Annotated in this window: 23 protein-coding genes; 9 read left to right on the forward strand and 14 right to left on the reverse strand. The window is 30.7% G+C overall.

Translation table 11 applies throughout. The features are described 5' to 3' along the window. Positions 1 to 108 precede the first annotated feature (108 nt). Both B2G86_RS05545 and B2G86_RS05550 read left to right on the forward strand, forming a co-directional pair. Complete coding sequence (locus tag B2G86_RS05545; protein ID WP_078357141.1) at positions 109 to 1,881, forward strand: DUF2382 domain-containing protein; 1,773 nt, start codon at positions 109 to 111, stop codon at positions 1,879 to 1,881. A gap of 134 nt (positions 1,882 to 2,015) precedes the next feature. Next, positions 2,016 to 2,672 carry a GNAT family N-acetyltransferase gene (locus B2G86_RS05550; protein ID WP_078357142.1) on the forward strand — a complete coding sequence of 219 codons (657 nt, stop codon included), beginning with the start codon at positions 2,016 to 2,018 and terminating at the stop codon, positions 2,670 to 2,672. 260 nt (positions 2,673 to 2,932) lie between these two features. Here the strand turns inward: B2G86_RS05550 and B2G86_RS05555 are convergent, their stop codons facing one another. Beyond that, positions 2,933 to 3,970, reverse strand: coding sequence for an NAD(P)H-dependent flavin oxidoreductase (locus B2G86_RS05555; protein WP_078357143.1), 1,038 nt, complete (start codon positions 3,968 to 3,970; stop codon positions 2,933 to 2,935). Positions 3,971 to 4,071: 101 nt separating this feature from the next. Here B2G86_RS05555 and B2G86_RS05560 point away from each other — a divergent pair, with 101 nt between their 5' ends. From B2G86_RS05560 to coaA, 5 genes are all read left to right on the forward strand, one after another. Next, complete coding sequence (locus B2G86_RS05560; RefSeq protein ID WP_078357144.1) at positions 4,072 to 4,731, forward strand: nitroreductase family protein; 660 nt, start codon at positions 4,072 to 4,074, stop codon at positions 4,729 to 4,731. A gap of 197 nt (positions 4,732 to 4,928) precedes the next feature. Beyond that, a complete protein-coding gene (locus tag B2G86_RS05565; RefSeq protein WP_078357145.1) occupies positions 4,929 to 6,269 on the forward strand; it encodes a sodium-dependent transporter in 1,341 nt (446 codons plus the stop codon). Positions 6,270 to 6,630: 361 nt separating this feature from the next. After that, on the forward strand, positions 6,631 to 7,590 hold the full coding sequence (locus B2G86_RS05570) for a hypothetical protein (RefSeq protein WP_078357146.1): 960 nt from the start codon (positions 6,631 to 6,633) through the stop codon (positions 7,588 to 7,590). A gap of 159 nt (positions 7,591 to 7,749) precedes the next feature. Then, positions 7,750 to 8,571, forward strand: a complete 822-nt coding sequence (locus B2G86_RS05575) for a prolyl oligopeptidase family serine peptidase (protein ID WP_078357147.1) — start codon at positions 7,750 to 7,752, stop codon at positions 8,569 to 8,571. A gap of 149 nt (positions 8,572 to 8,720) precedes the next feature. After that, on the forward strand, positions 8,721 to 9,623 hold the full coding sequence (gene coaA, locus B2G86_RS05580) for a type I pantothenate kinase (RefSeq protein WP_078357148.1): 903 nt from the start codon (positions 8,721 to 8,723) through the stop codon (positions 9,621 to 9,623). A gap of 92 nt (positions 9,624 to 9,715) precedes the next feature. Here coaA and B2G86_RS05585 read toward each other — a convergent pair whose 3' ends face one another. The 13 genes from B2G86_RS05585 to B2G86_RS05640 all read right to left on the reverse strand — a co-directional run bounded on the left by B2G86_RS05585 (position 9,716) and on the right by B2G86_RS05640 (position 19,019). Beyond that, positions 9,716 to 10,327: a DUF3885 domain-containing protein gene (locus B2G86_RS05585; protein WP_078357149.1), complete on the reverse strand. Its 612-nt coding sequence runs from the start codon at positions 10,325 to 10,327 to the stop codon at positions 9,716 to 9,718. 1,696 nt (positions 10,328 to 12,023) lie between these two features. Next, positions 12,024 to 12,359: a hypothetical protein gene (locus tag B2G86_RS05590; protein WP_078357150.1), complete on the reverse strand. Its 336-nt coding sequence runs from the start codon at positions 12,357 to 12,359 to the stop codon at positions 12,024 to 12,026. Next, entirely contained in the window at positions 12,347 to 12,805 is a 459-nt protein-coding gene (locus B2G86_RS05595) for a pathogenicity island protein (RefSeq protein WP_078357151.1), read from the reverse strand. Before B2G86_RS05595 ends, B2G86_RS05590 begins: the two co-directional genes overlap by 13 nt. Before the next feature lie 16 nt (positions 12,806 to 12,821). Next, the gene (locus B2G86_RS05600; RefSeq protein WP_158079023.1) at positions 12,822 to 13,301 is read right to left on the reverse strand and encodes a terminase small subunit; all 480 of its coding nucleotides are present in this window, start codon (positions 13,299 to 13,301) and stop codon (positions 12,822 to 12,824) included. A gap of 111 nt (positions 13,302 to 13,412) precedes the next feature. Next, on the reverse strand, positions 13,413 to 13,586 hold the full coding sequence (locus B2G86_RS13375; protein ID WP_198931319.1) for a hypothetical protein: 174 nt from the start codon (positions 13,584 to 13,586) through the stop codon (positions 13,413 to 13,415). Next, entirely contained in the window at positions 13,586 to 14,164 is a 579-nt protein-coding gene (locus tag B2G86_RS05605) for a hypothetical protein (protein WP_078357249.1), read from the reverse strand. Before B2G86_RS05605 ends, B2G86_RS13375 begins: the two co-directional genes overlap by 1 nt. Positions 14,165 to 14,166: 2 nt before the next feature. Beyond that, positions 14,167 to 14,529: a hypothetical protein gene (locus B2G86_RS05610; protein ID WP_078357153.1), complete on the reverse strand. Its 363-nt coding sequence runs from the start codon at positions 14,527 to 14,529 to the stop codon at positions 14,167 to 14,169. Positions 14,530 to 14,615: 86 nt separating this feature from the next. Continuing rightward, positions 14,616 to 14,939 carry a hypothetical protein gene (locus tag B2G86_RS05615; RefSeq protein WP_078357154.1) on the reverse strand — a complete coding sequence of 108 codons (324 nt, stop codon included), beginning with the start codon at positions 14,937 to 14,939 and terminating at the stop codon, positions 14,616 to 14,618. Positions 14,940 to 15,248: 309 nt separating this feature from the next. After that, complete coding sequence (locus tag B2G86_RS05620; protein WP_078357155.1) at positions 15,249 to 17,624, reverse strand: phage/plasmid primase, P4 family; 2,376 nt, start codon at positions 17,622 to 17,624, stop codon at positions 15,249 to 15,251. A 246-nt stretch (positions 17,625 to 17,870) separates the two neighbouring features. Next, complete coding sequence (gene tscT / locus B2G86_RS05625; protein WP_078357156.1) at positions 17,871 to 18,167, reverse strand: type II toxin-antitoxin system toxin TscT; 297 nt, start codon at positions 18,165 to 18,167, stop codon at positions 17,871 to 17,873. Beyond that, entirely contained in the window at positions 18,157 to 18,564 is a 408-nt protein-coding gene (locus B2G86_RS05630) for a pathogenicity island protein (protein ID WP_078357157.1), read from the reverse strand. Before B2G86_RS05630 ends, tscT begins: the two co-directional genes overlap by 11 nt. A 16-nt stretch (positions 18,565 to 18,580) precedes the next feature. Beyond that, positions 18,581 to 18,853, reverse strand: coding sequence for a helix-turn-helix domain-containing protein (locus tag B2G86_RS05635; RefSeq protein WP_078357158.1), 273 nt, complete (start codon positions 18,851 to 18,853; stop codon positions 18,581 to 18,583). Then, positions 18,819 to 19,019 (reverse strand): helix-turn-helix domain-containing protein, encoded by a 201-nt coding sequence (locus B2G86_RS05640; protein ID WP_078357159.1) that lies wholly within the window; start codon positions 19,017 to 19,019, stop codon positions 18,819 to 18,821. Before B2G86_RS05640 ends, B2G86_RS05635 begins: the two co-directional genes overlap by 35 nt. 151 nt (positions 19,020 to 19,170) lie before the next feature. On the opposite strand from B2G86_RS05640, the gene B2G86_RS05645 reads away from it, so the two are divergent. Together B2G86_RS05645 and B2G86_RS05650 are read left to right on the forward strand one after the other, a co-directional pair. Next, on the forward strand, positions 19,171 to 19,791 hold the full coding sequence (locus tag B2G86_RS05645) for a helix-turn-helix domain-containing protein (protein ID WP_078357160.1): 621 nt from the start codon (positions 19,171 to 19,173) through the stop codon (positions 19,789 to 19,791). Positions 19,792 to 19,796: 5 nt separating this feature from the next. Further along, on the forward strand, positions 19,797 to 21,020 hold the full coding sequence (locus B2G86_RS05650) for a tyrosine-type recombinase/integrase (protein WP_078357161.1): 1,224 nt from the start codon (positions 19,797 to 19,799) through the stop codon (positions 21,018 to 21,020). Positions 21,021 to 21,022 lie beyond the last annotated feature (2 nt).

Raw genomic sequence — 21,022 nt, forward strand, 5'->3', positions numbered from 1 at the left:
GTGAATTATATTGTATTTATATAAACAATATTTATTAAGTTTTAAGCGCAAGAGAATAATCACTATTTATCAGATTTTTACACATTACAAATTTATGGAGGTTTTAGTATGGGTAAAATAGAAAAGTTTAATAACGAAAGTGATTTATTGCAACGTATTGATGAATTAAAGCAAGAAGGCGTAGGAGAAAGTGATTTACAAGTTATCTCTGAGGATAAGTTAGAAGATAACTCTTTAGATTACACAGATGTTAAAGTTAAAAGCTCAAGAGGATCATTTAGTGATAAGATTACGGCATTATTCTCTGGTGAAAGTTCTGAGGAAAGAGTTTTATCAAGTGTACATGTTCCAGAAGAGAAATTAGATGAGTACAAAGCAGATTTAAATAACGGCAAGATCTTGTTATATATTGATAATGATAATTTAGATGATAGTAAAAACTATGATTCAGAACACCCTAAAGGTTCTCAATCAGGAAATGAACATTATGACAATACAAAACCATTTTCAAATGAAGGGAATGAAGAAAGTGGCGTTTCTAAAGGAACAGCTGCTGGTGCAGGCGTAGGAGCAGGTGCTGCTGGTGCTGCTGCAGCTAGTTCATCTAAGAATGATAACGATACTTCTCATGATCAAAATGAATTTGGCAATGCTGATAAAGAAAATGAATTCAACCGTAGTGACGACGTTTCTAATAATGATGTTTCTCGTAATTCAAATGAAGACAATGATTCAAATGGCGTTTCTAAAGGAACAGTTGCCGGTGCAGGATTAGGAGCAGGTGCTGCTGGTGCCGCTGCAGCTAGTTCATCTAAGAACGATAATGACATTTCTCAAAATCAAAACGAATTTGGCAACGCTGAAAGAGAAAATGAATTTAACCGAAGCGATGACGTTTCTAATAATGATTTAACTCATAATACAACAGAAAAAACGGATTCACCTTCATTTGATAATGAAGCAGAAACAGATAGATCTACTGACACTAATCGCTATGGCAATAGTATTGATAAAGAAGAAGTTGCACATGATGATGTAGACAATTCTAATTTTGCTGATAATAATGATGACACTTCCACTTCAGCAAACTTAGCAGGTGCATCAGGACTTGGCGCTGCTGGTTATGCGAACAAACAGTCTGATGAACAAGAAACACAAGTAAACGATGAAGATAATCGTAAAGTATACTCTAGTGATAACGAAAGAGATTTAGAAGCATTAAATAATAGAGAAAAAACAAATACCACATATCGCGAAACGGATAATGTTAAAGACCAACAAGATCTTTCAAGAAATGATGATTCATCATTCTCAAGAGTTCACGATGATGATGTGGAAGCAGAACGTTCAACATTAAATTATGATAAGCCAAATGAAAGTGTTGAGCCACCTGCATCAAACGTAGATACAACACGTGAATCTAATTTCTCAACTAGTCAAAATGAAAGAGATACTAACATTAATGCATCTAATCAATCATTTAATGATGGTACTCGAAATGACAAAGATGAAGATTCTGTTCAATTACATGAAGAACGTTTAAATGTAGATAAAGAGAACGTTGAAACTGGTGAGGCATCAGTTGATAAACGCGTAGTTGAAGAACAAGAAGAATTTGATGTACCAGTTGAACGCGAAGAAGTTACAATTGAACGTCGACCAGTTAATGAGAAAGTTGACGAAGACTTCAACGCTCAAGGAGACGACTCAGTGCGTGTTCCATTACACGAAGAACGCGTAAATGTTGATAAAGAGAATGTTGTATCTGAAGAAATAGTTATCAAAAAAAATAAAGTTCAAGATACAGAGCATGTATCTGAAAAAGTAAGACGTGAAGAAGCAGATATAAACAATCCAACAGAAGATAATAATAGACGATAAACTTAATACTTAAGAGGCTGAGACAATTAATTGTCTCAGCCTCTTATTTTTTATTATCATCACAGTTGAATTCTACCTCTATTAATATCTTATGTTATAATATTAGAAAATATTGATTTGAGGGGTTCATAACTATGAATTTTGAAGTTGTAACATCTATCGATGATCCATTATTTAAAAAGTCTTTAGAAATGTACGAAGAAATTTTCAAAGCTGAAGTAAGAGAAGATCGTCACGTCTTTATTCACTCATTAACATCTGAACATATTAAAAAGCATTATATATTTTTAGTTGGTTTAATTGATGATACAGTTGTTAGTTTATCTACAGGACACTATGAACCTACTACCAACTCAGCTTTTATCATTTATTTAATGACACACCCTGAATACCGTAATCAACGTGTCGGTGCACAAACTTTAGAAAAAACTGAAGAAGCACTACATAAACATGCTCAGAACGTTCATGGAAGAGACGCTAACATGATTATGTTAGAATCATTTGGAGCAGATTCATACGATGATCAAAGTAAAAAAGACCTTGCCATTTTAAGAAATAATTTCTTTAATAGACATGGTTATGAAATTCAACAAGATATACCCTATATACAACCAAATCCACAAAAATCATTACCACCAACACCGATAGACTTATACATTAAACAATACTTACCACTTCAAAAAGATGTAATCTCACCAAGTATTCGTTCATGTTATATTAATAAATATATTCATGGAAATGAAAATGATAGAGAATTTGTATATGAACTATTGGATTCAATGGAATTATAATAATTAAACAAGAATCCTAGGACATAAATTAGAATTTTTGAAAGAATGAAATAAGTTGTAGATTAAGTCGACAGTTAATCGAAGAGATTAGCCAAGTTGTAGATTAAGTCGACAGTTAATCGAAGACATACCCAAAATCAACACCATACAACGAAAAAATTCTGGAACATAAATGATTTTCATAAAAAATAAGAGCAGAAATTCATTATTAAAATGAATTTCTGCTCTTATTAAATTTTTAGGACATTTAAGATATAACCTTATTCTATATAATATCTCTTCATTAACTCAGCTACTGTTTCATCTTTTGCGCCTTCTGGATGCGTGCCACACCAAAGATTCATATAGTCTGGATTTTCTAATTTTTTAGACTGCCCTCTCATTGGTTGTGTTAATTTATTTTGAATTGGATATGAGCAGATGCTTTCTTTAAATTGTTCCATATACTTTATATAAGTATTGTTTATACCATTTGCATAACGACCACTAAAGGTATTCGTCAAAGTTATTTCTTCAGACTTTGCTTTTAAAATACTTTCTTTATGAATATTTGGCGCACCACTTTCTTTTGTAGTTAAGAATGCTGTTCCAAGTTGTACGGCTGCCGCACCTTTTTCAATATAATATTTAGCCTGTTCAGGTGTTGTAATTCCTCCTGCTACTACTAGCGGCAAATTCACTTTGTTGTAAGTTTGATTGAATAATTCTTCCAACGTTAATCGGACATAAGGGAGTTCTTGTTTAAACGAACCTCTATGACCACCCGCTTCACTTCCTTGTAATACTATTGCGTCTACACCTATATCTTCTAGAGCTTTTACTTCTTCAAAGTTGGTTCCTGTACCTATCACGATTATATGATGCTGATGTAATTTTTGAACAAGATTTTGTGAAGGTTTCCCAAAAGTAAAACTAACAATTTCTACATTTTTCTCAATAATTATGTCTATCATTTCATCAAAATTGTCCTCTATTGAAACTTCATTCACTCGTTCGTAGTTTAATTTTTCTGCTATAGGTTTCAATAGATTATTCATATTATCTATTTTTTCTTGATTTATTTCAGGGAATTCTGGCACGAATAAATTTACACCAAATGGATTTTGTGTCATTTCCCTAATTTGATCAATATCTTTGGCAAGTGTTTCTGGTGTCATATAGCCTGCACCAATTTGTCCAAGCCCTCCTTCATTGCTAACAGCAGCAACTAAATTAGGTGTCGTCACTCCACCAGCCATTCCTGCTAAAAATATTGGTTTAGTTATTTGTAAACGCGACAATACTGTATTCGTTTCCATTTTCAAAACCTCCAAAATAAATTTTGAACCGTAAGCTAATTATTTTGTTTTTCCTAATAATTAGTGCATTATAATGACATCATACTAAAAGGAGAACTAAAATGACACACTCAAAACTTTCATTAACTGAAATTATAAATAAAAGAAAATCAGTTAAAGAATTCGATCCAAACTTTAAAATTCCTAGAGAAGAAATGACAGAAATGATAGAACTTGCAACTAAAGCCCCATCTTCAATTAATCTTCAACCTTGGCGCTTCGTTGTAATTGATTCTGAAGAAACGAAACAAAAATTAGACCACCTTGTACAATTCAACCAAAGACAATTACACTCTTCAAGTGCAATTATTCTTGTTCTTGCAGATTTGAAACACGCTGAATATGTAAGTGACATTTATGAGAAAAATGTTGAACTTGGTTATATGGATGAAAACTCTAAAGATTACTTCATTGAAACTATTTCTAATTTAATTAGTAGTGCTGATGAAAGTTACTTTAACGCACAAGGATTAATGGATGCTAACTTAGCTTCAATGCAATTAATGTTGATCGCTACAGACCATGGCTATGATACAAATCCAATTGGTGGATTCGATAAAACAGCTGTACTAGAAGCTTTAAACATTGATACTTCAAGATATGTTCCAGCTCACTTAATCGCAATTGGTAAAGGTGTTAAAGCACCTCATGACTCAAGTAGATTACCTGTAGAAAGCGTACTTGCTTGGAATGACGAAAGTAACGGTACTATCGGTCAATAAATAAATTTATCAAATTTTAATTAAGACACCTACTGTCAATTTAATATTTTGAGGCTGAGATAATTAATTGTCTCAGCCTCATTTTTCATATTGCATTCGACACCATTATCGTGTAAAATTCATGTCTATGAGTTTTATTTTTTTACTTAAAAGCTTTACCGCTTTAAAGTATTCATATAGTAAGGGAAGGAATTAAAATGAAAAATTTATCGCAATGGTCATCAAATATTGGCTTTATTTTAGCCAGTGCTGGTTCTGCAATTGGACTAGGTGCAGTTTGGAAGTTTCCATATATGGCTGGTACTTATGGTGGTGGCGCATTTTTATTAATATTTATTATATTTACACTGCTCGTTGGCTTACCTTTACTTTTAAGTGAGTTTGTTTTGGGACGCTATGGTAGAACATATTCAACCAATATCTTCAAAAAAGTATCTGGGAAATCATCATTTAATTTAATAGGATGGCTCGGGAATTTAACAGTATTCGTATTGTTTTCATTCTATAGTGTTATTGGTGGTTGGATTATTCTATATATTATACGTACCTTATTAGATAGCTTTGGATTAACACAATCCCATGATTACGGTAATATTTTTACTGATTACATCTCTAACCCATTTTACTCGTTAGCTAGTCAATTCGCTTTTATACTCTTTACTGTCGTTATTGTAAGTAAAGGTGTCGAAAAAGGGATTGAAAAAGCATCAAAAATAATGATGCCACTGTTATTTATATCTTTTGTCATCATTATTATTAGATCAGTAACATTAGACGGTGCAGTTGAAGGTATTCAATATTTCCTACAACCAAAAATTTCAGATTTAAGCTCTGAAGGTATACTATACGCATTAGGACAATCATTCTTCGCTTTATCACTTGGTACATGTGGAATGATGACTTACGCTTCTTATTTAAATCGCAAGACCAATATCGTAAAAAGTGCTAGCGCCATTGTATGGATGAACATTGCAGTATCTATAGCAGCAGGTTTAGCAATATTCCCTGCAATATTTGCTTTCGGTTTAGAACCAAATCAAGGACCAGGATTATTGTTTATTGTTCTTCCTCAAGTATTTGATCAAATGTTTATAGGACAATTATTCTATCTGCTATTTTTAATATTATTCTTGTTTGCAGCAATTACATCTTCAATTTCATTATTAGAATTGAATATATCTAACATTACTAAAAATAATAACGATAATAGAAAAAAATGGTCATATATTATTGGTAGCTTAGTATTTGTATTCGGTATCCCTTCTGCATTATCAAACGGTGTGTTACAAAACTTCACATTTGGTGTTGGAACATTCTTTGATAATATGGATTACCTAGTCGCAAACGTATTAATGCCTATCGGTGCATTAGGTGTTACAATCTTTGTCGGTCATATATTTAATAAAGAGACAATTTTGAAAGAACTTAATATGAGTGATACTAAAAAAGGCAGAATATTCGTCAACGTTTGGTATTTCTTAGTTAAATTTGTTCTTCCAATCATTATCATCGCAGTATTTATCGGGCAATTATTATAAATTATTAAAATAGTGAGGTTGGGACAAAAATACCCATTCTCAAATAAAGAGAGCTTATCCATCATTTTCGGATTAGCTCTCTTTATTTATAAAATTTAATTAATAACCACAAAAAATGATACTGCTCATTTTGTTACAATAATCCTAACCATTAACAAGGAGCTGAAACTAATCACAAATTTTCAGATTTCATAAATAATGACATATTTCTTATTTGTATATAATACTTTCTATAATTAATACAACAAATACTTGAACTTTATCTTAATTACATGTAATGTAATAAGGGAAGTGTGACGGTTGTCTACCCACAGACAACCCTACCTATAAAACTACTGTCAAACAAAGGATGATTTATACCATGTTAACTAAAGAATTCTCAGCTAAGGTCGGTCTTAGTGAAAAGCAAGTCAGAAAAATCGTACAGCACTTAGAAGATAGAGGATATCAACTTTCTAAGACAGAATACCGTGGAAGAGAAGCAACTGACTTCCAAGAAGAAGATATTGAACTATTCCAAGAAATAGCTGAAAAGGTCAAAGAAACTAACAGTTATGATCAAGCTTTCGAAACGCTTGAACAAGAAAAAGACTTCTTACAAGTTCTAGTTAAAGACGAGCCAGCCAATCAAACACCTGAGCTACAACATTTAATCGAAGAATTAAGATTAGAAGTTCAACATATGCGTAGAGAAAGACAAATGTTAGGAGAAATGTTACAACAAGTACATATCCAACAACAAAAATTGGAACAAACGTTAGCTTTACAAGCTCCTGAACAAACTTCACAAGCTACAGAAACTAAAGTTGGAGCAAGTACAACAGAAAAGGCTAACAGTGCTGAAGAAGTAACAGCAGATAAAGCTACTAAAGAAACTGCTGATAGCAAAGAAGATACTAAATTAAACGAAGATACACCTAATACTGAACTTAAAGAACAAGAGAAACCAACAGTGGCTAAATCAGAAGATAAAGCTTCAGCTGTTAAAACTGAGCCTACAACTACTTCAGACAAGAAAGACGTAGAAAAAGAAGAAGTTAAAGTAGAAAATAAAGAAGTTACTGCTGATAAAAATATAACTACAAATGATATTGCTAAAAAGGACATTACTAATAAAGATGTTCCTAAAGAAAATAAAGCAGAATCACCAGTTACTCAAGATACAGTAAATAAAGAAGCTGCAAATGATGCTACTAAAGAAGAAAAAGAAGAAAAAGAAGAAACTACATCTTCTCAAGTTGTAACTAATTTAGAAAATAATGAACAAACTGATGAAGAACCAAAGAAAAAAGGATTCTTCCAAAGATTATTCAATATTTAATCCAATAAAAGGGAGTTTGGACATTAATGTTCAAACTCCCTTTTTGTTAAGTTTTTGTAAATTTCCACTATATAATTGTTAAATGCAACTTTACTTTGTTATATTGAAATTTATATTAACTCGTTTAATTAACATTAACAATTGGGAGTGTTTCACATTATGGAAACATTAAATTACGAAGATATTAATACTAAAGCGTTATGGAAACATAACAATCAAGTTGTAAAAATTATAAAAGAAGATTTAGATTTTTACATCAAATTAAACCTTAAAGAAAACAACGATAAATTAGTTGTATTTTCAAATGGCGCGTATGACCCTGCTAAAAGTAATCCACCTGTTTTTATGAGAAGTAAATGGCATGAAGACTTTAATGCAAATTGCTTGTATATAGACGATCGAACGATTCATAATACGCAATTAAGATTAGGTTGGGGTGTAGGTACTAAAGAACGTCATTATCTAAGGGACTATTCTGAGATTGCCAAAACAATTACAGACCAACTCAATATAGAGAATAACAAAGTCGTCTATTGTGGTTCATCTGCAGGTGGATTTATGTCGATGTATCTTGCTACTTTACACAAAGAATCTACTGCAGTTGTAAATAATCCACAATGTTATGTTGATCGATATGACAAAACAAATGTCGAGAAACTATATAAAAACATATTCCCTGATTACTCAAGAGACAACATAAAAAAACAATTTGCAGTTAGAATATCTATTACAAGTCTTTTCAGAATTCAAAAGTACGTACCAAAGATTTACTATATACAGAACAGATTATGTAAGACAGATATGAATAGACACTACACGCCATTCTGTAGTTTTCTAGATAAATATAATATCAATAGTACCAATATTAAATTTATCCTCTATAACAATAAAAAAATGGGTCACAACCCTATATCTCGAGAGTCCACAGTAGATTTTGTTAATCAAGTATTAGAGGACAGAATAGCAATGTCAGGTTTTTAAGTAAAAGTCCTTAGGAATATATCCTGAGGGCTTTTTTTAGGCTTTTGAAAAGAATTTTAAAAATTAATAAAGCACTTTCATTAACTTTTATGTTACCCTATACGAGTACTGTAAAAAACTGATAAACTCTTATAGCAAAGGAACTCATTATGAAATTCACAAAAGAAGAATGGCGAAATACAAATTTTAAATTAGATATGGATACGAGTCATTTAAATTTAGAAGAAATCATCAGTCTAAATGATTACTTAACAAACTCTGAAATTAATGAAGTTTATTTGCCACTCATTAACTTTTTAACTAACAAAGTTAAATTCCATAAAGATTATTCATCGGATATAAACAACAAATTACAGAACAGAAATAATACTACACCATTTATCATCGGTATTTCAGGTGGTGTTTCTGTAGGAAAAAGTACAGTATCAAGACTGCTCTTAAACCTACTTCAAGAGTACAATACAGACTGGAAAGTCGATCTTATCACTACAGATGGTTATATTATGCCTAAACAAGAATTGATTGATAAAGATTTACTTTCTAAAAAAGGCTTCCCTGAAAGTTATGACACTAAAACATTAATCAGTCATTTAAAACAAATAAAAAACAATGAAAGAAATATACCAACTTACACATACTCTCATATCACTTATGATCGACTTAAAGATCAATATCACAACATAGATTGTCCTGACATCCTCATCATAGAAGGCGTGAACATATTCCAAGTAAGCCCACATGAAGAAGAACTTGTAAGTGATTATATCGACTACAAAATATATTTAGACACAACAATAGAAAATATGAAAAAATGGTATATCAATCGCTTCTTACTCTTGCAAGAAGAAGCCTTCCAGAAGCCAGACTCACATTTCTATAAATATCGAGACATCCCGCAAGACGAAGCCATCACGATAGCAAAAGACCTCTGGGACAATATAAACGAAGTCAATCTGATAAAAAATATTTTACCAACCAAAAACAGATCAGATCTAGTACTCTATAAAAATCACGATCACGTAATTGAGCAGTTGAAGTTTAATAAATTTTAGATGAGAAACCAACAATAACCCTCTAGCCTGAGAGCTAGAGGGTTTTGTTATACGTTATATATTATTGTTCTTTGCTATACGCTAATATTAAACTATATTTCATATTCAGTATATTTTTCAATTTCTAATTCTTCATGCCTTTGTTTGAATGTTTCAAAGTCCTTTGCATCGCTGAATACAATTATAAAACCTCTATCATCATATAAGTGGAACAGAATCCCTTTATCAATGTTAATGAAATATATTGATGAAAAAGTTTCTTGTTGATTGATATTAGGAGTTAACTTTGGAAAATCTTGATTACATATTGCTTTTATAAGTTTTCCATATTTAATGTCCTTTTTCTTGCACTGGTATGTAAATACATTACTTATCTTAAATACATCATCAGTTTTAATTATTTGTTCATACTTATACGAGGAAGCAATTTGTTTAGTTAGAAATTTTTCAGAAAACCTACTTTTACGAGGGAATATATTATTTGTAGAAATCGAATGAATTAGCTTCATTTGATCTTTTGAATCAAAAATCTCATCAAAGACTCGAATCGCTTTATGATATACATTTTGAAAATAATGTTTATTGGTATAAATACCGTTATCTTCTATCTGAGACAATTCATTTTCTAAAAATACATTATAAGTATTTTTTAAAGTATTGAAGTCAATATCTTTAATACTATTTATTTTATTTACATCAGACATTTTTACATCCTACCTTATTAATATTTTTCCACCTTTATTTAACAATTTATTATAACTTCCACCGTGTCCATTTTCATTATCTTTTGTACTCTTCCATCCAGTTTTCGGATCTTTCCAAGTTTGTCGACCTTTGACTTTTTGGATTCACTAGCCTGAGTGCTAGATGGTTTTGTTATACGTTATATATTATTATTCTTTGCTATACGCTAATTTTAGACACACTCACATATATTCAAAACCTTTTAATATCAATAGTTATAAAGGGTTAGTCTAAAAGTTGTAAGATATAATATTTACCTTTGACCTGCCATAATGATTCGTTAAGTCGGCTTATGACATCATTAGTAATATGATTTTAAATCGCCTTAAAACTTGTTCAAAGTTATCTAACAATATTATATGATTAAATTGAGTATGGATTGTATTGTTGAGATAATATAATTTGTTTTAAATAATTAATACACTTAAGAACAAATAGTTAACAGTTAAGGAATATTAAACATTTCTGAATTTAGCTATACTATAATAAACTTGTATTCAAAATATAATCTATAGTGGTATTTATAGATAAGTTTAAAGTATTTTGAAGTTTCATGGCATTATTTATTTTTGTTTCTAGTATTTTTTCTAATCCTGTTAATACTGAAATGAAAAGTGGAGATTATTATCAAGATCTAGGAGTTAAAATTTTAAATGGAAATTATAATAATTAGCTTATATATATTATTCGGCCTTAGTTGCTTTGCTTTAGTTCTCATATCAATATTGACTATATTTAAAATTCTAAAATTATATGAAATGAACATAAATTATCGATTGATATGGATCGTTACTTTGAGTATTCTCTTTATCTCTTTGATCATTTTAATATTATTAGGATATTTAGTTTAAATGTAAATATTATATAAAAATAACCCTCTAGCCTGAGTGCTAGAGGGTTTTGTTATATGTTATATATTATTGTTCTTCTTTGCTATACGGTAATTTTAGACATACCCACGCATATTCAATAACCTTTAATATCAGTAGTTATAAGAGGTAAGTCTAAAAAATACGAGATATGAATATTCATGTTAGTCCGCAACTTTGCGGATTTATTGTGGATTAAATTATCTCTTTTTATTAGACACATAAACTACTACTCATTTTTGAGTAACAGACATTTTTGTCCGTAAACTATTCTTTTTATATTGAACTTGCTCAAAATTGAGCGTGTTCCCCTATCACTCAAAGCGATTTCTAGGCGAGTTAGCATATAACTACCCACATAATAAGTATTAACTGTCCTTTTAATCACAATGAGCGAACGGTATTTATAATCTAAAGTCGCACTACCCTTGACCTGTCGTAGCAATTTGTGACGTCAGCTTATGAGGTCGTGATTTGCCCACCTACAACCTCACTATAATCTCACTATTATATACCCATCATTTATTACTAAACCTTGCACAAACCTTATCATTTTTTATCCCTATTTCATACCACTAAACCTTTGGTAAACCTTTTGATTTTCATATGCCAATTTATTTAAAACAATCATTCGCTTATAACTGTTGGTATGCTTGAGTTATACGCTTATTTTTCAATTATTAAATCCCTCTAAAAATTAGCATAAATTGACTTTAAATTATATGATATACCTATCCTAAAACTTTCCTATACACACATACTTTACTATAAATAAAAGAGATCACCATTATGGTAATCTCTCTATCATTACATTATATAATTGTCTCACACGCTCACCACTTAAATTAAAATACTTACCTACTTCTCTATAGGTCTTACCCTCACTCAACAATAAGAATATAAAATACTCTTTATCGCTTGCTACTTTCTCAATGATTGATTCTATTTCATTAAATCGTATATGCGCATCTAGATTTTGATTGTGTAATATATCTGTATCAGTATCATCAGTTAGATTAAAGAATGTATCTATATCTTCATCTTGATAGTTAATAGGCTTTGCTAACTTGTGGTAATTAGAGATAAACTCTTTCATTGCCTGCTTATCATCTATACAATGCATGCCTTATCCTCCACTTTAAACGTTGCTATTTGCTTTGTATCGCTTGTTTTTCGGCACGCTTTATATAAATCGACTTGTAACCTATCAATCACATCAAAGTCTTTTACACGTCCATTGGTAGCCATATAACGCATGATATTTCTTTGCTCTTGTAATGTATATGAACTGATTACTCGCTTTAATAACTTTAATCTTTCAGTAGACTTACGCTTGTAGTAGCTTAGTTTTTCTTTTTCTTCAATGATGTATATAACTAGCTTATCTAATGGGTACGAAACAGACACCATCATATCATTATCATCAGTGATTACATGCGACATATTTAAGTGATACATACACTCTATTTGCATATTCATAGCTTTAATCTTGCTATTAATAATCTTTGGGTTAAACTTCATCAATAACTCATACTCTGTGAACTTGTTTTTTTCAAAGTCTGGTAACATTTAACCACTCCTTTATTTAATTCGAACTAGATAATAAATTAAAATAACTTTCTATTTTGTCCTCTATGTTGTTATTACTACTCATGCCATCAATTTTTTTATTGAGTAGTTCAATTTCTTTTTGTATCTTACTTCCTTTAACAGTTGTTTCGAATGATAATTTATTTAAACCTTTTAAAGCACCTAGATAAGCGTTACTAGATGAATAAGAAATACCGTACTGATCTATATGATTTTTAGCTTTATTTAAAAGCCATAAATACTGGTGAATTGCTTCTTCTCTCGTCCATATAGACTTATTAATAAAAATATTCATTAACTCATTAAACCTATCCATTATCTTAGGCTTATTAAAGAGTTGAGATGCTTTATTATCAATATAAACATCGTTTTTGTTTTTAACGTTATACCCTGCACTAATATAGGCTTGGCGTTGTGATTTACCAGAAACTAAATAATTAACAAATAGTTCTTCTTTTGAAGTTAGCTTAGTCAAAATAACACCTCATTCTATTATTCAAAACCTTTTTTAAACTGTCTGAAATGTAAGGTTTTGACAGGTTATTATATTAATAAAGCCAAACCAATTAAGGCTTGGCTGTTATAATTATTTTTTTCTAATATTGATTTCTTGTGCTAAATCTTCTATTGAAGGTATGTTTTCCAAATTACGTGTTTCTTCAAAATTCACGTCTTCTTTGACTGATTCCAATAGTGCTAATCTTTGTTCATCTTCTAACTCCATATTGTTTATAGTTTCTAAAGTTTTACTGAATTCCATTACTTTACTACCTCCAATTTTTTATTTTCGTTAAATCTTATAATGTTAGGACTAATTAAATCATTCTCTATATACAGAGCGATTATTCTTCCGTATTCTTTTCTAAACACATCATCTTTTTTCATGTTATAACGGTCTATCCATGAATCGAATCTATGCATGTCTTTTGCATATTCTTCATTCAATGAATTTATTTCATCTAACACAATATTAAATTGAGCAATTGCTTTGTCTAGTTTATTCATTGCCTTCGACTTTTCATCATCATATAAACTTGGTAATGTTTTTCTGTTTAGTAATAATTCTCTAAGTTTTTCCATTTTCAAACTTTCTAGTAATTCATTTTTTGTAGATAACCGTTTTAGTGATTTTGCCTTACTATCCTCTAATATTTCAATTTCATTAAAAAGAGTATCTGCTTGTTCCTCATTACCATTTTTAACAAAATCCTTATATTTAGTAGACAGTTCTACAATTTTATCCTTAATTCTTCTGATGTCATTTTCTAATAAATTTATTTCATCATTATGTTTGTTTAATTCTTTATTGTACTCATCAAATAAATAATTAGATTTCACCATTAATCATCCTTTTCATCTTTTATTTCAATTGATTGTAATGCTTCTAAACGCTTAATATTACCTTTTATTATGCTTTCGATAGTGTCTATTGCCTCATCTTTATCTTGCTTACTTGTGATGATATAGTAGCCTCTCTTGTCCCTTGTACGACAACTACCAATCGGATAATTAAACCTTAATACTAGATCACTAATAATACTTGCTAACCAGCGATAATTTGCTTGATTAATTTCAAGACGTAATTGTCTTAAGACTTTGTCTCTTGTAATATACTTATTAGGTGCGTTTGTTATCACATTGAAAACTTGTCGGTGTTCTGTGGGTAATTCACGCGCCTTTTCTTTTTCTAGAGTTTTTACCATCTACATACCTTCTTTCTGTTTTTTAATTTTTTTATTTCTTATCAAGTTCAACTTGAATCTTGATAACCATTCATATAAAGCCCTCCTTATTGTTTAAATGTGTAACCAGCAATTTTGTTGATTTGTTCAACTTCTTTAATAACATTCTGTTTATTATCATTAATCACTGTTGGTGCGATTACTTGCAGCGCTTTAATTACATCTTCTATCTCTCTTAACGTTAAATCTCTTGAGTTTAAGTAAATGTATTTATTTAAATTCAATCTACTTGGTGCACATTCATCTCTTATTGGTATTTTTTTAAGTGAAGCCAATTCTGATTTCAATACACCATCTTTCGTCTTAGTCATTTTTCGATACACATACAATTTATTTAAGATTTCTAAGGCGTGATTTATTGGTTTAGTCATTTTTATTTTCTCCTTTTTGTGTTTTGTAACCGAAATACTTAGATTTGCAACCGAACGGGTATTTTTCAGTTACACCTTTCAGACTTACTGCCACATAGGTTTTAAGGAATTAAGTAACTGGTAACCGAAATTTTGAAATACTTCTTATACTTTTACTCCTACTCTATTTAGTAAAGTTATTTATTTTAAAAGTATTTTTATAATTTAGAGTTCTACGGTTACAACCAACCTACAAACCCCATGATATCAAGCGTTCAAGTCTGCAACTGAATTTATTTATTTCGGTTACCTTCAGTTACTTTAGTTACCCTAGATAATTTTCATCTTTTCATTCTCATATGATTTATAATTTTTTCCTTTAGCTGGAAAGTCTAGATCTATTCGCATATTATTTAAATCACCTATTTGTTCACATAAAACTTCCCAATCATATTTGCCCTGCGCATCTATATTCCAGCTTTCATCAAGATAACTTTTGAATTGTCTGTGGAATTTTCTTTCTGAAAGTGGATAATAACCGTTACTGTTACAAAACTCTTTATAAAATCCATAAACAATATATTTCGGTATTTTTCTAACTCCCCATTCATCAAATACACTCAACTTAAAATCGTATACTGGATCGTTGTCTTGTTTATATAATTCCATCATGTCTTGTGATGCCTTTGGTATGATGAATCTATCAAATTCTAAATTGATTGCTTTATTTAATACATATTCAAGAACTCGTTTATCTTTCAAATATATTTCTTTGATATCTGGATTCTCTTTTAAACCGTTAAAGTCTGCTTTGAAGGGTACGATAAGAAGCCGTCTATTAGTACCGCCCGTTTTATCTTTGAATTTCGGCATGCCATTAGTAGATTGAATAACAGTACACCTAAATTCCGCACGATAAGGCTGCTTGTTTTTCACGTTAACAAGTACAGAATCACCCGTTACAACACTTTTAAAATTAGAAGAATCTCCAATGTTCACTCCGACTGGTACATCATCACCTATAACGGCAGTTTTGCCTTCCAAAACGCTTAATTTGAATTCTTGTTCGAATTCATTCACTTTTAGGCTTGCTATATTATTGAAACCTATTAGGTTTGAGAGTAAGTTTTGTATACTGCCCTTCCCATTATTCCCATCACCAACAAAGAAGATTGCTTTTTTCCTTGCGTAATTCCCATTTATTGCGTCATTGATAACCTGCCATAACAATGTGGCTATCTCTTTGTCATTACAAGCTATCTCGTTAATCCACTCATCTATATCCCAACCATCAATTATAGGTTTCTCGGCATTATGAACGTAGTTAGTTGAGATTTTGGTAGTAAATACATAATCTGGCGTAAAGGGCTCAAGTAACTTTGATTTTCTGTTATAAATACCGTTTTTAACTGGTATTAAATCTGGTTCATTTGTCTTGGCAGACACTTCAACCATATTACCTAAATGATAAATAACTTCTTCTGCTTTTCTCTCATTCAGTCTAGGTTCTAACCATGAAATAACTCGCTTTATTAATGTTCTATTCTGTGTGTATATACCTTTTTCATTTTGGTACATGGCCAACTTAGTGTTTTCTTCTAAATCAAATAATTTAAAAGTTAATAACTCATTCAAAATATACGCACATCTATTAGTACCTATAGTTGTAGGTTTACGTCCATTCTTACCATTATCTTCCCATGCTTTCTCTAACATTTCTCGTTCTTCTCTACCTCTTACTTTTAACAATCCCTTAATTGAAGATTCATCTTTTAATTGAATATCATACGCATAAGCCTTTTTATACTCTGGATCATAAACATTATTACAACCTTCTATTGCTTTGTTTATGCTAATTTGACCATACGTTTCATTGCCACGTAATGTATCCCACTTTGGACGTATTAGGACTGAACTTCTAAATATTCTATCCATTTGAGCAGCATTTTTTTGCGTATAGAAAGCTAGGGCATTTAAAAGTGATAAATCAGCTTCTGATTGCGATTCGAATAAGTCTTGCCAACCACCACGCATTAATTTGCTTAACTTATCGGCATCTTTGCTGCTGGCCATTAATTCCATAACTTCCACATCATCAAGATTAGAAGGTGTTACATCATCATTGATAGTGTCGTTAGTAATGACTTCACGTTTAAAATATCTTTCTACTAATGTATCTATATATGATTGATCGCTTGAAATTTCTCTTGTGATACCGTCATTAACGCCTGTAAACGTCATAAATCTTGAATGTGAGTATAATTCCAAATGTTCACTTTTATTTTTACGCTTAGCTTCATCAGATAAAGCACCTTTGAAATATGCATGTATGCCTGTCCCAGACGGTGATACTTCCCAGAATGTTTTGTGCATCACTTCTTTTGCGATATCTGTCAAAGGCTCGTACGTTTCACTGTCTATGTGGATATCGTCCAAATCTAAAACTATATAATCATCATTCTTAGTGAGTACAAAACCTACACCGTCATACTCATTAAGTTGTTTAGCTGCTTTATCAAAACTTGACCATGAACTAGGATTGACTGATGATGCTTTTAATCCGATTAATTGATATGGTATTTTGTCGTACCCTTTCTTATCGTTCAGTTCTGCTTTCCATAACACCCATTGTTCTAGGTGAGCCATTTCAGTTGGTACTTTCTCTATATTCACTTTTAGTATTTGTTCTTTTGTTGTTATTGCCATCTAGGACTTCACCTCGTTTTATGTTAAAATTCAAGTACATATATTTTTTAAAATATTTGATGCCATTACTCATTTACTTTGGTCGGTGTATGAGTTTTGGCTCTTTTTGTTTCTGATAATAGAATTAGTACCCAGCATGTAATACTGCTTAATAAACAGGCAAAATAAATCGCTTGGATAGTCGATAATCCTATGAGCATGAGGGTTATACCTAAAATGCTCATCAATACTATAAGACATAAGTATTTAGCCATTTTCAGCACCTTCTTCATTCAATTTATTCAATTCTGAATCAAGCTTTAAAATTAATTCGTCCATTTCCTTCTGATAAACTTCAAGTAATTTTTGCGATTGAGTCAATCTAATTCGCTGTTCATGGTATCCTATCCCATGTTTCATCATTTCATCTTTACTCTTTAAACGATCAGCTACAAAATGTTCATCAATTAACCATTGATTACTTTGTATTAAATCCTCAAATTTTTCCTGCAGAATATCCATATCATCTTTCAAATTTATAATTTCAAATAATTCACTGTTCATTTTCAAATACCTCCACATCAATATTTCCGACAATCATTTCTAACGCCCATTCTAATATTCCAATAATATGACCTTTACGGTTTGTAGTGTGTTTTGTTTCGCCATTTTGGTCTATAACACTGTAGTAATAAACTTCTTGTTTTTCTGATAACACATCTCTAAAAGTCATTGTCACATCATCTAATATTTTAAATTCTTCGCTTTCATAATCTAATTCACTTAAAACGTTGAATAAATCTTTCCTAAATAGATTAATTGCTTTTTCTAAATAAGTTGCTTCTGAAATTCCTTGTTCAGTAAGAATGTTATAACCAGCCGTTAAGCTGCTACTGTGATTTATAACCCTTTCCATATCTCCAGTTATCTTTGATAATTGCTTTCTTTGATTTGTTTTCATTTTCCTATTCCTCCATTTATAAATGTTTTTTATTTCTAGCTTTCAGATACTTACGAAACGCATCAATATCAACTACAGTTAGTGTTGCAGAAAGCGAAAAATACAAATCTTCTACACTCTCATTGTTTAGATCATATTGATTGAGTATGCGACTTACTGTACTTCTGCTAATTCCGAATAGTTCTCCTATTTGTTTAGGTGTTGCGTAAAGTGGCTTTGTAATAACTTTCACATCATCAGTAATAACATTGTCCCTAGTTGGTAAGTGTTGTAGTTTTGTTTTTGGCATTGTCTGAATCCTCCTTGTTCTTAATTGATAAAAGTAATTCTTCACGCTCAACAAGTATTTTTCCTTTAATTTTTATATGAGGAATAACATTTTGTTGAATCAATTTGTAAACTTGTCTTTCGCTCATTCTTAATAGTTCTGCAGTCTCTTTCACAGTTAAAAACATAGAATCCCTCCCACTCTTTTTAGGAATATTAGGTCTTTTATTTATTTCCTTTAATTCCTTGTCATAAATATAGACTGAAATTTTAGGAAAGTCAAGGAATTTCTTGTATTATTTTTATTCCTAATATATTATTGTAATTGAGGTGATTAAAATGAACGAAACTGAACAAAATAATATTAAGTTGGAAATCGGAAGATTTTTAAAAAGTATTAGGGTATCTAAAAATAAAACTGCAAAACAACTTGGCGACAAAACAGAATACTCTCAAAGTCATATAAGTGGTATTGAAAACGGAAAGAAAACTATGCCAAGCAAACAATTTATAGAAAGTTATTTGATGTATCTAAAGGATAATTACGAGGAATACAACTATTATGTTGATAAGATAAATAGTATTTCTAAAGGTGAGATACAATTAAATAAAATTGTAGAATTTGATTCGAAAAAATTTTATGACTCATTAAATGCAATGTCTTTACCTTACCAATTTAATTTTTATGATCATAACGATGAAAAACAGGTTTCTATTTTTCAAGTTCCAATTAATGATATACACTTTCATTTATCTGACATAAATAACTTGAAATTTTACAAATCCATTAAAGTGACTGAAAAAGATAAAAAAAATATTGAAGAATTACTTGACCTATACTTTAAAAATAAAGCAAATATAATCAGAGAAATTAGAAACGAATTCACACACAAAGATATAGGTGCAAATGAACTAGAAAAGTCATATTCTGAAATAGAAAATAAATTAAACAAGGAGTGATATAAATGTGGGTGCGTGAAATAAGGGATAAAGGCGGCAATGTTAAGTATAGATATATTGAGCGATATATAAATCCATTAACTAACAAATATAAAGAAGTATCAGTTATACGTAATAAGAACAATGTACGCAGTCAAAAAGATGCACAATTAGAACTAAATAGAATCATTGAACAACGTATTAATGACCTAACTCCCAGCACGCTTAAAACACTCACATTTCATAATGCGTGTGATGAATGGCTGGAACATTACACTAAACACTCTGGCTCTAAAGAAACGACTATAAAAGAGAAGAAAAGCAATATACGTACAGTTAAGAAGGCTATTGCATCAGATATACTTATAAAGAAAATAACTCACAAATACTTGCAAGAAGTTATAAACAACTGGTCTAAAAGTGAAACTATGGGACGTTCTCATATACAAGCACTAATGATTGCTATACGTTCAGTATTCAAATATATAGATAAGTATTACGGTAATTTAGATATTTCTTTATTAGATAGGGTGGATATACCTAAAAAGGCTATTACTAGAGATGAATTACAAGCTAAAAGAGAGAATTACCTAGAGGATAGCGAACTAAAAGAGTTATTAGAGTGTATGGATTACCTCATTAAGAATAAAAAACATGCTGGTCGCAAGCGTAACTATATGATGGTTAAATCTATAATAGATTTTCAAGCTAAAAACGGTATGCGTATAGGGGAACTCCTAGCCATACAACCAGTTAACATAGATTTCGATAATAAGACATTGCTAATAGATGGTACTATTGTGTGGAAGAAAGATAATGAAACGGGTGCATTTGGCGTAAAAGACACCACTAAAACAACTGCTAGTTATCGTACTATTGGTTTAACTACTCAAAGTCTTGATTTGTTAAAATCAATCATGCTAGACAACAAAAAAGAGAATCAATGGAATGAGCAATTTATTGATAGAGGATTTATATTTACTAATACTGCTGGTAGTCCAATAGATCTAAATAAGATTAACAATATCATTGCAGAAGCAGTAGAGATTAGTTCTATTAAGAAACGAGTTACCACTCATACGCTACGACACCATCACATATCAACGCTGGCGCAGTTAGGCATAAACTTAAAAGCTATTCAAGATAGAGTAGGACATAGTGATTATAAGACAACTCTAGCCATATACACGCATGTTACGGATAAAATGGCACAAGATATGATGAATAAATTAGAGGGGATAGGGAGTTAGAC

The sequence above is a fragment of the Mammaliicoccus fleurettii genome, from assembly GCF_002018435.1.
Taxonomy (GTDB): Bacteria; Bacillota; Bacilli; order Staphylococcales; family Staphylococcaceae; genus Mammaliicoccus; species Mammaliicoccus fleurettii.

What these genes read in the sequence shown, in the direction of transcription:
- B2G86_RS05615 (WP_078357154.1), bottom strand. Translation starts at nt 14,939, where the DNA reads ATGACTAAACCAATAAATCACGCCTTAGAAATCTTAAATAAATTGTAT.
- B2G86_RS05595 (WP_078357151.1), bottom strand. Translation starts at nt 12,805, where the DNA reads ATGTTACCAGACTTTGAAAAAAACAAGTTCACAGAGTATGAGTTATTG.
- B2G86_RS05575 (WP_078357147.1), top strand. Translation starts at nt 7,750, where the DNA reads ATGGAAACATTAAATTACGAAGATATTAATACTAAAGCGTTATGGAAA.
- B2G86_RS05620 (WP_078357155.1), bottom strand. Translation starts at nt 17,624, where the DNA reads ATGGCAATAACAACAAAAGAACAAATACTAAAAGTGAATATAGAGAAA.
- B2G86_RS13375 (WP_198931319.1), bottom strand. Translation starts at nt 13,586, where the DNA reads ATGGAATTCAGTAAAACTTTAGAAACTATAAACAATATGGAGTTAGAA.
- B2G86_RS05585 (WP_078357149.1), bottom strand. Translation starts at nt 10,327, where the DNA reads ATGTCTGATGTAAATAAAATAAATAGTATTAAAGATATTGACTTCAAT.
- B2G86_RS05635 (WP_078357158.1), bottom strand. Translation starts at nt 18,853, where the DNA reads ATGCCAAAAACAAAACTACAACACTTACCAACTAGGGACAATGTTATT.
- B2G86_RS05645 (WP_078357160.1), top strand. Translation starts at nt 19,171, where the DNA reads ATGAACGAAACTGAACAAAATAATATTAAGTTGGAAATCGGAAGATTT.
- B2G86_RS05565 (WP_078357145.1), top strand. Translation starts at nt 4,929, where the DNA reads ATGAAAAATTTATCGCAATGGTCATCAAATATTGGCTTTATTTTAGCC.
- B2G86_RS05555 (WP_078357143.1), bottom strand. Translation starts at nt 3,970, where the DNA reads ATGGAAACGAATACAGTATTGTCGCGTTTACAAATAACTAAACCAATA.
- B2G86_RS05550 (WP_078357142.1), top strand. Translation starts at nt 2,016, where the DNA reads ATGAATTTTGAAGTTGTAACATCTATCGATGATCCATTATTTAAAAAG.
- B2G86_RS05560 (WP_078357144.1), top strand. Translation starts at nt 4,072, where the DNA reads ATGACACACTCAAAACTTTCATTAACTGAAATTATAAATAAAAGAAAA.
- B2G86_RS05640 (WP_078357159.1), bottom strand. Translation starts at nt 19,019, where the DNA reads ATGTTTTTAACTGTGAAAGAGACTGCAGAACTATTAAGAATGAGCGAA.
- tscT (WP_078357156.1), bottom strand. Translation starts at nt 18,167, where the DNA reads ATGAACAGTGAATTATTTGAAATTATAAATTTGAAAGATGATATGGAT.
- B2G86_RS05570 (WP_078357146.1), top strand. Translation starts at nt 6,631, where the DNA reads ATGTTAACTAAAGAATTCTCAGCTAAGGTCGGTCTTAGTGAAAAGCAA.
- B2G86_RS05545 (WP_078357141.1), top strand. Translation starts at nt 109, where the DNA reads ATGGGTAAAATAGAAAAGTTTAATAACGAAAGTGATTTATTGCAACGT.
- coaA (WP_078357148.1), top strand. Translation starts at nt 8,721, where the DNA reads ATGAAATTCACAAAAGAAGAATGGCGAAATACAAATTTTAAATTAGAT.
- B2G86_RS05650 (WP_078357161.1), top strand. Translation starts at nt 19,797, where the DNA reads ATGTGGGTGCGTGAAATAAGGGATAAAGGCGGCAATGTTAAGTATAGA.
- B2G86_RS05590 (WP_078357150.1), bottom strand. Translation starts at nt 12,359, where the DNA reads ATGCATTGTATAGATGATAAGCAGGCAATGAAAGAGTTTATCTCTAAT.
- B2G86_RS05610 (WP_078357153.1), bottom strand. Translation starts at nt 14,529, where the DNA reads ATGGTAAAAACTCTAGAAAAAGAAAAGGCGCGTGAATTACCCACAGAA.
- B2G86_RS05630 (WP_078357157.1), bottom strand. Translation starts at nt 18,564, where the DNA reads ATGAAAACAAATCAAAGAAAGCAATTATCAAAGATAACTGGAGATATG.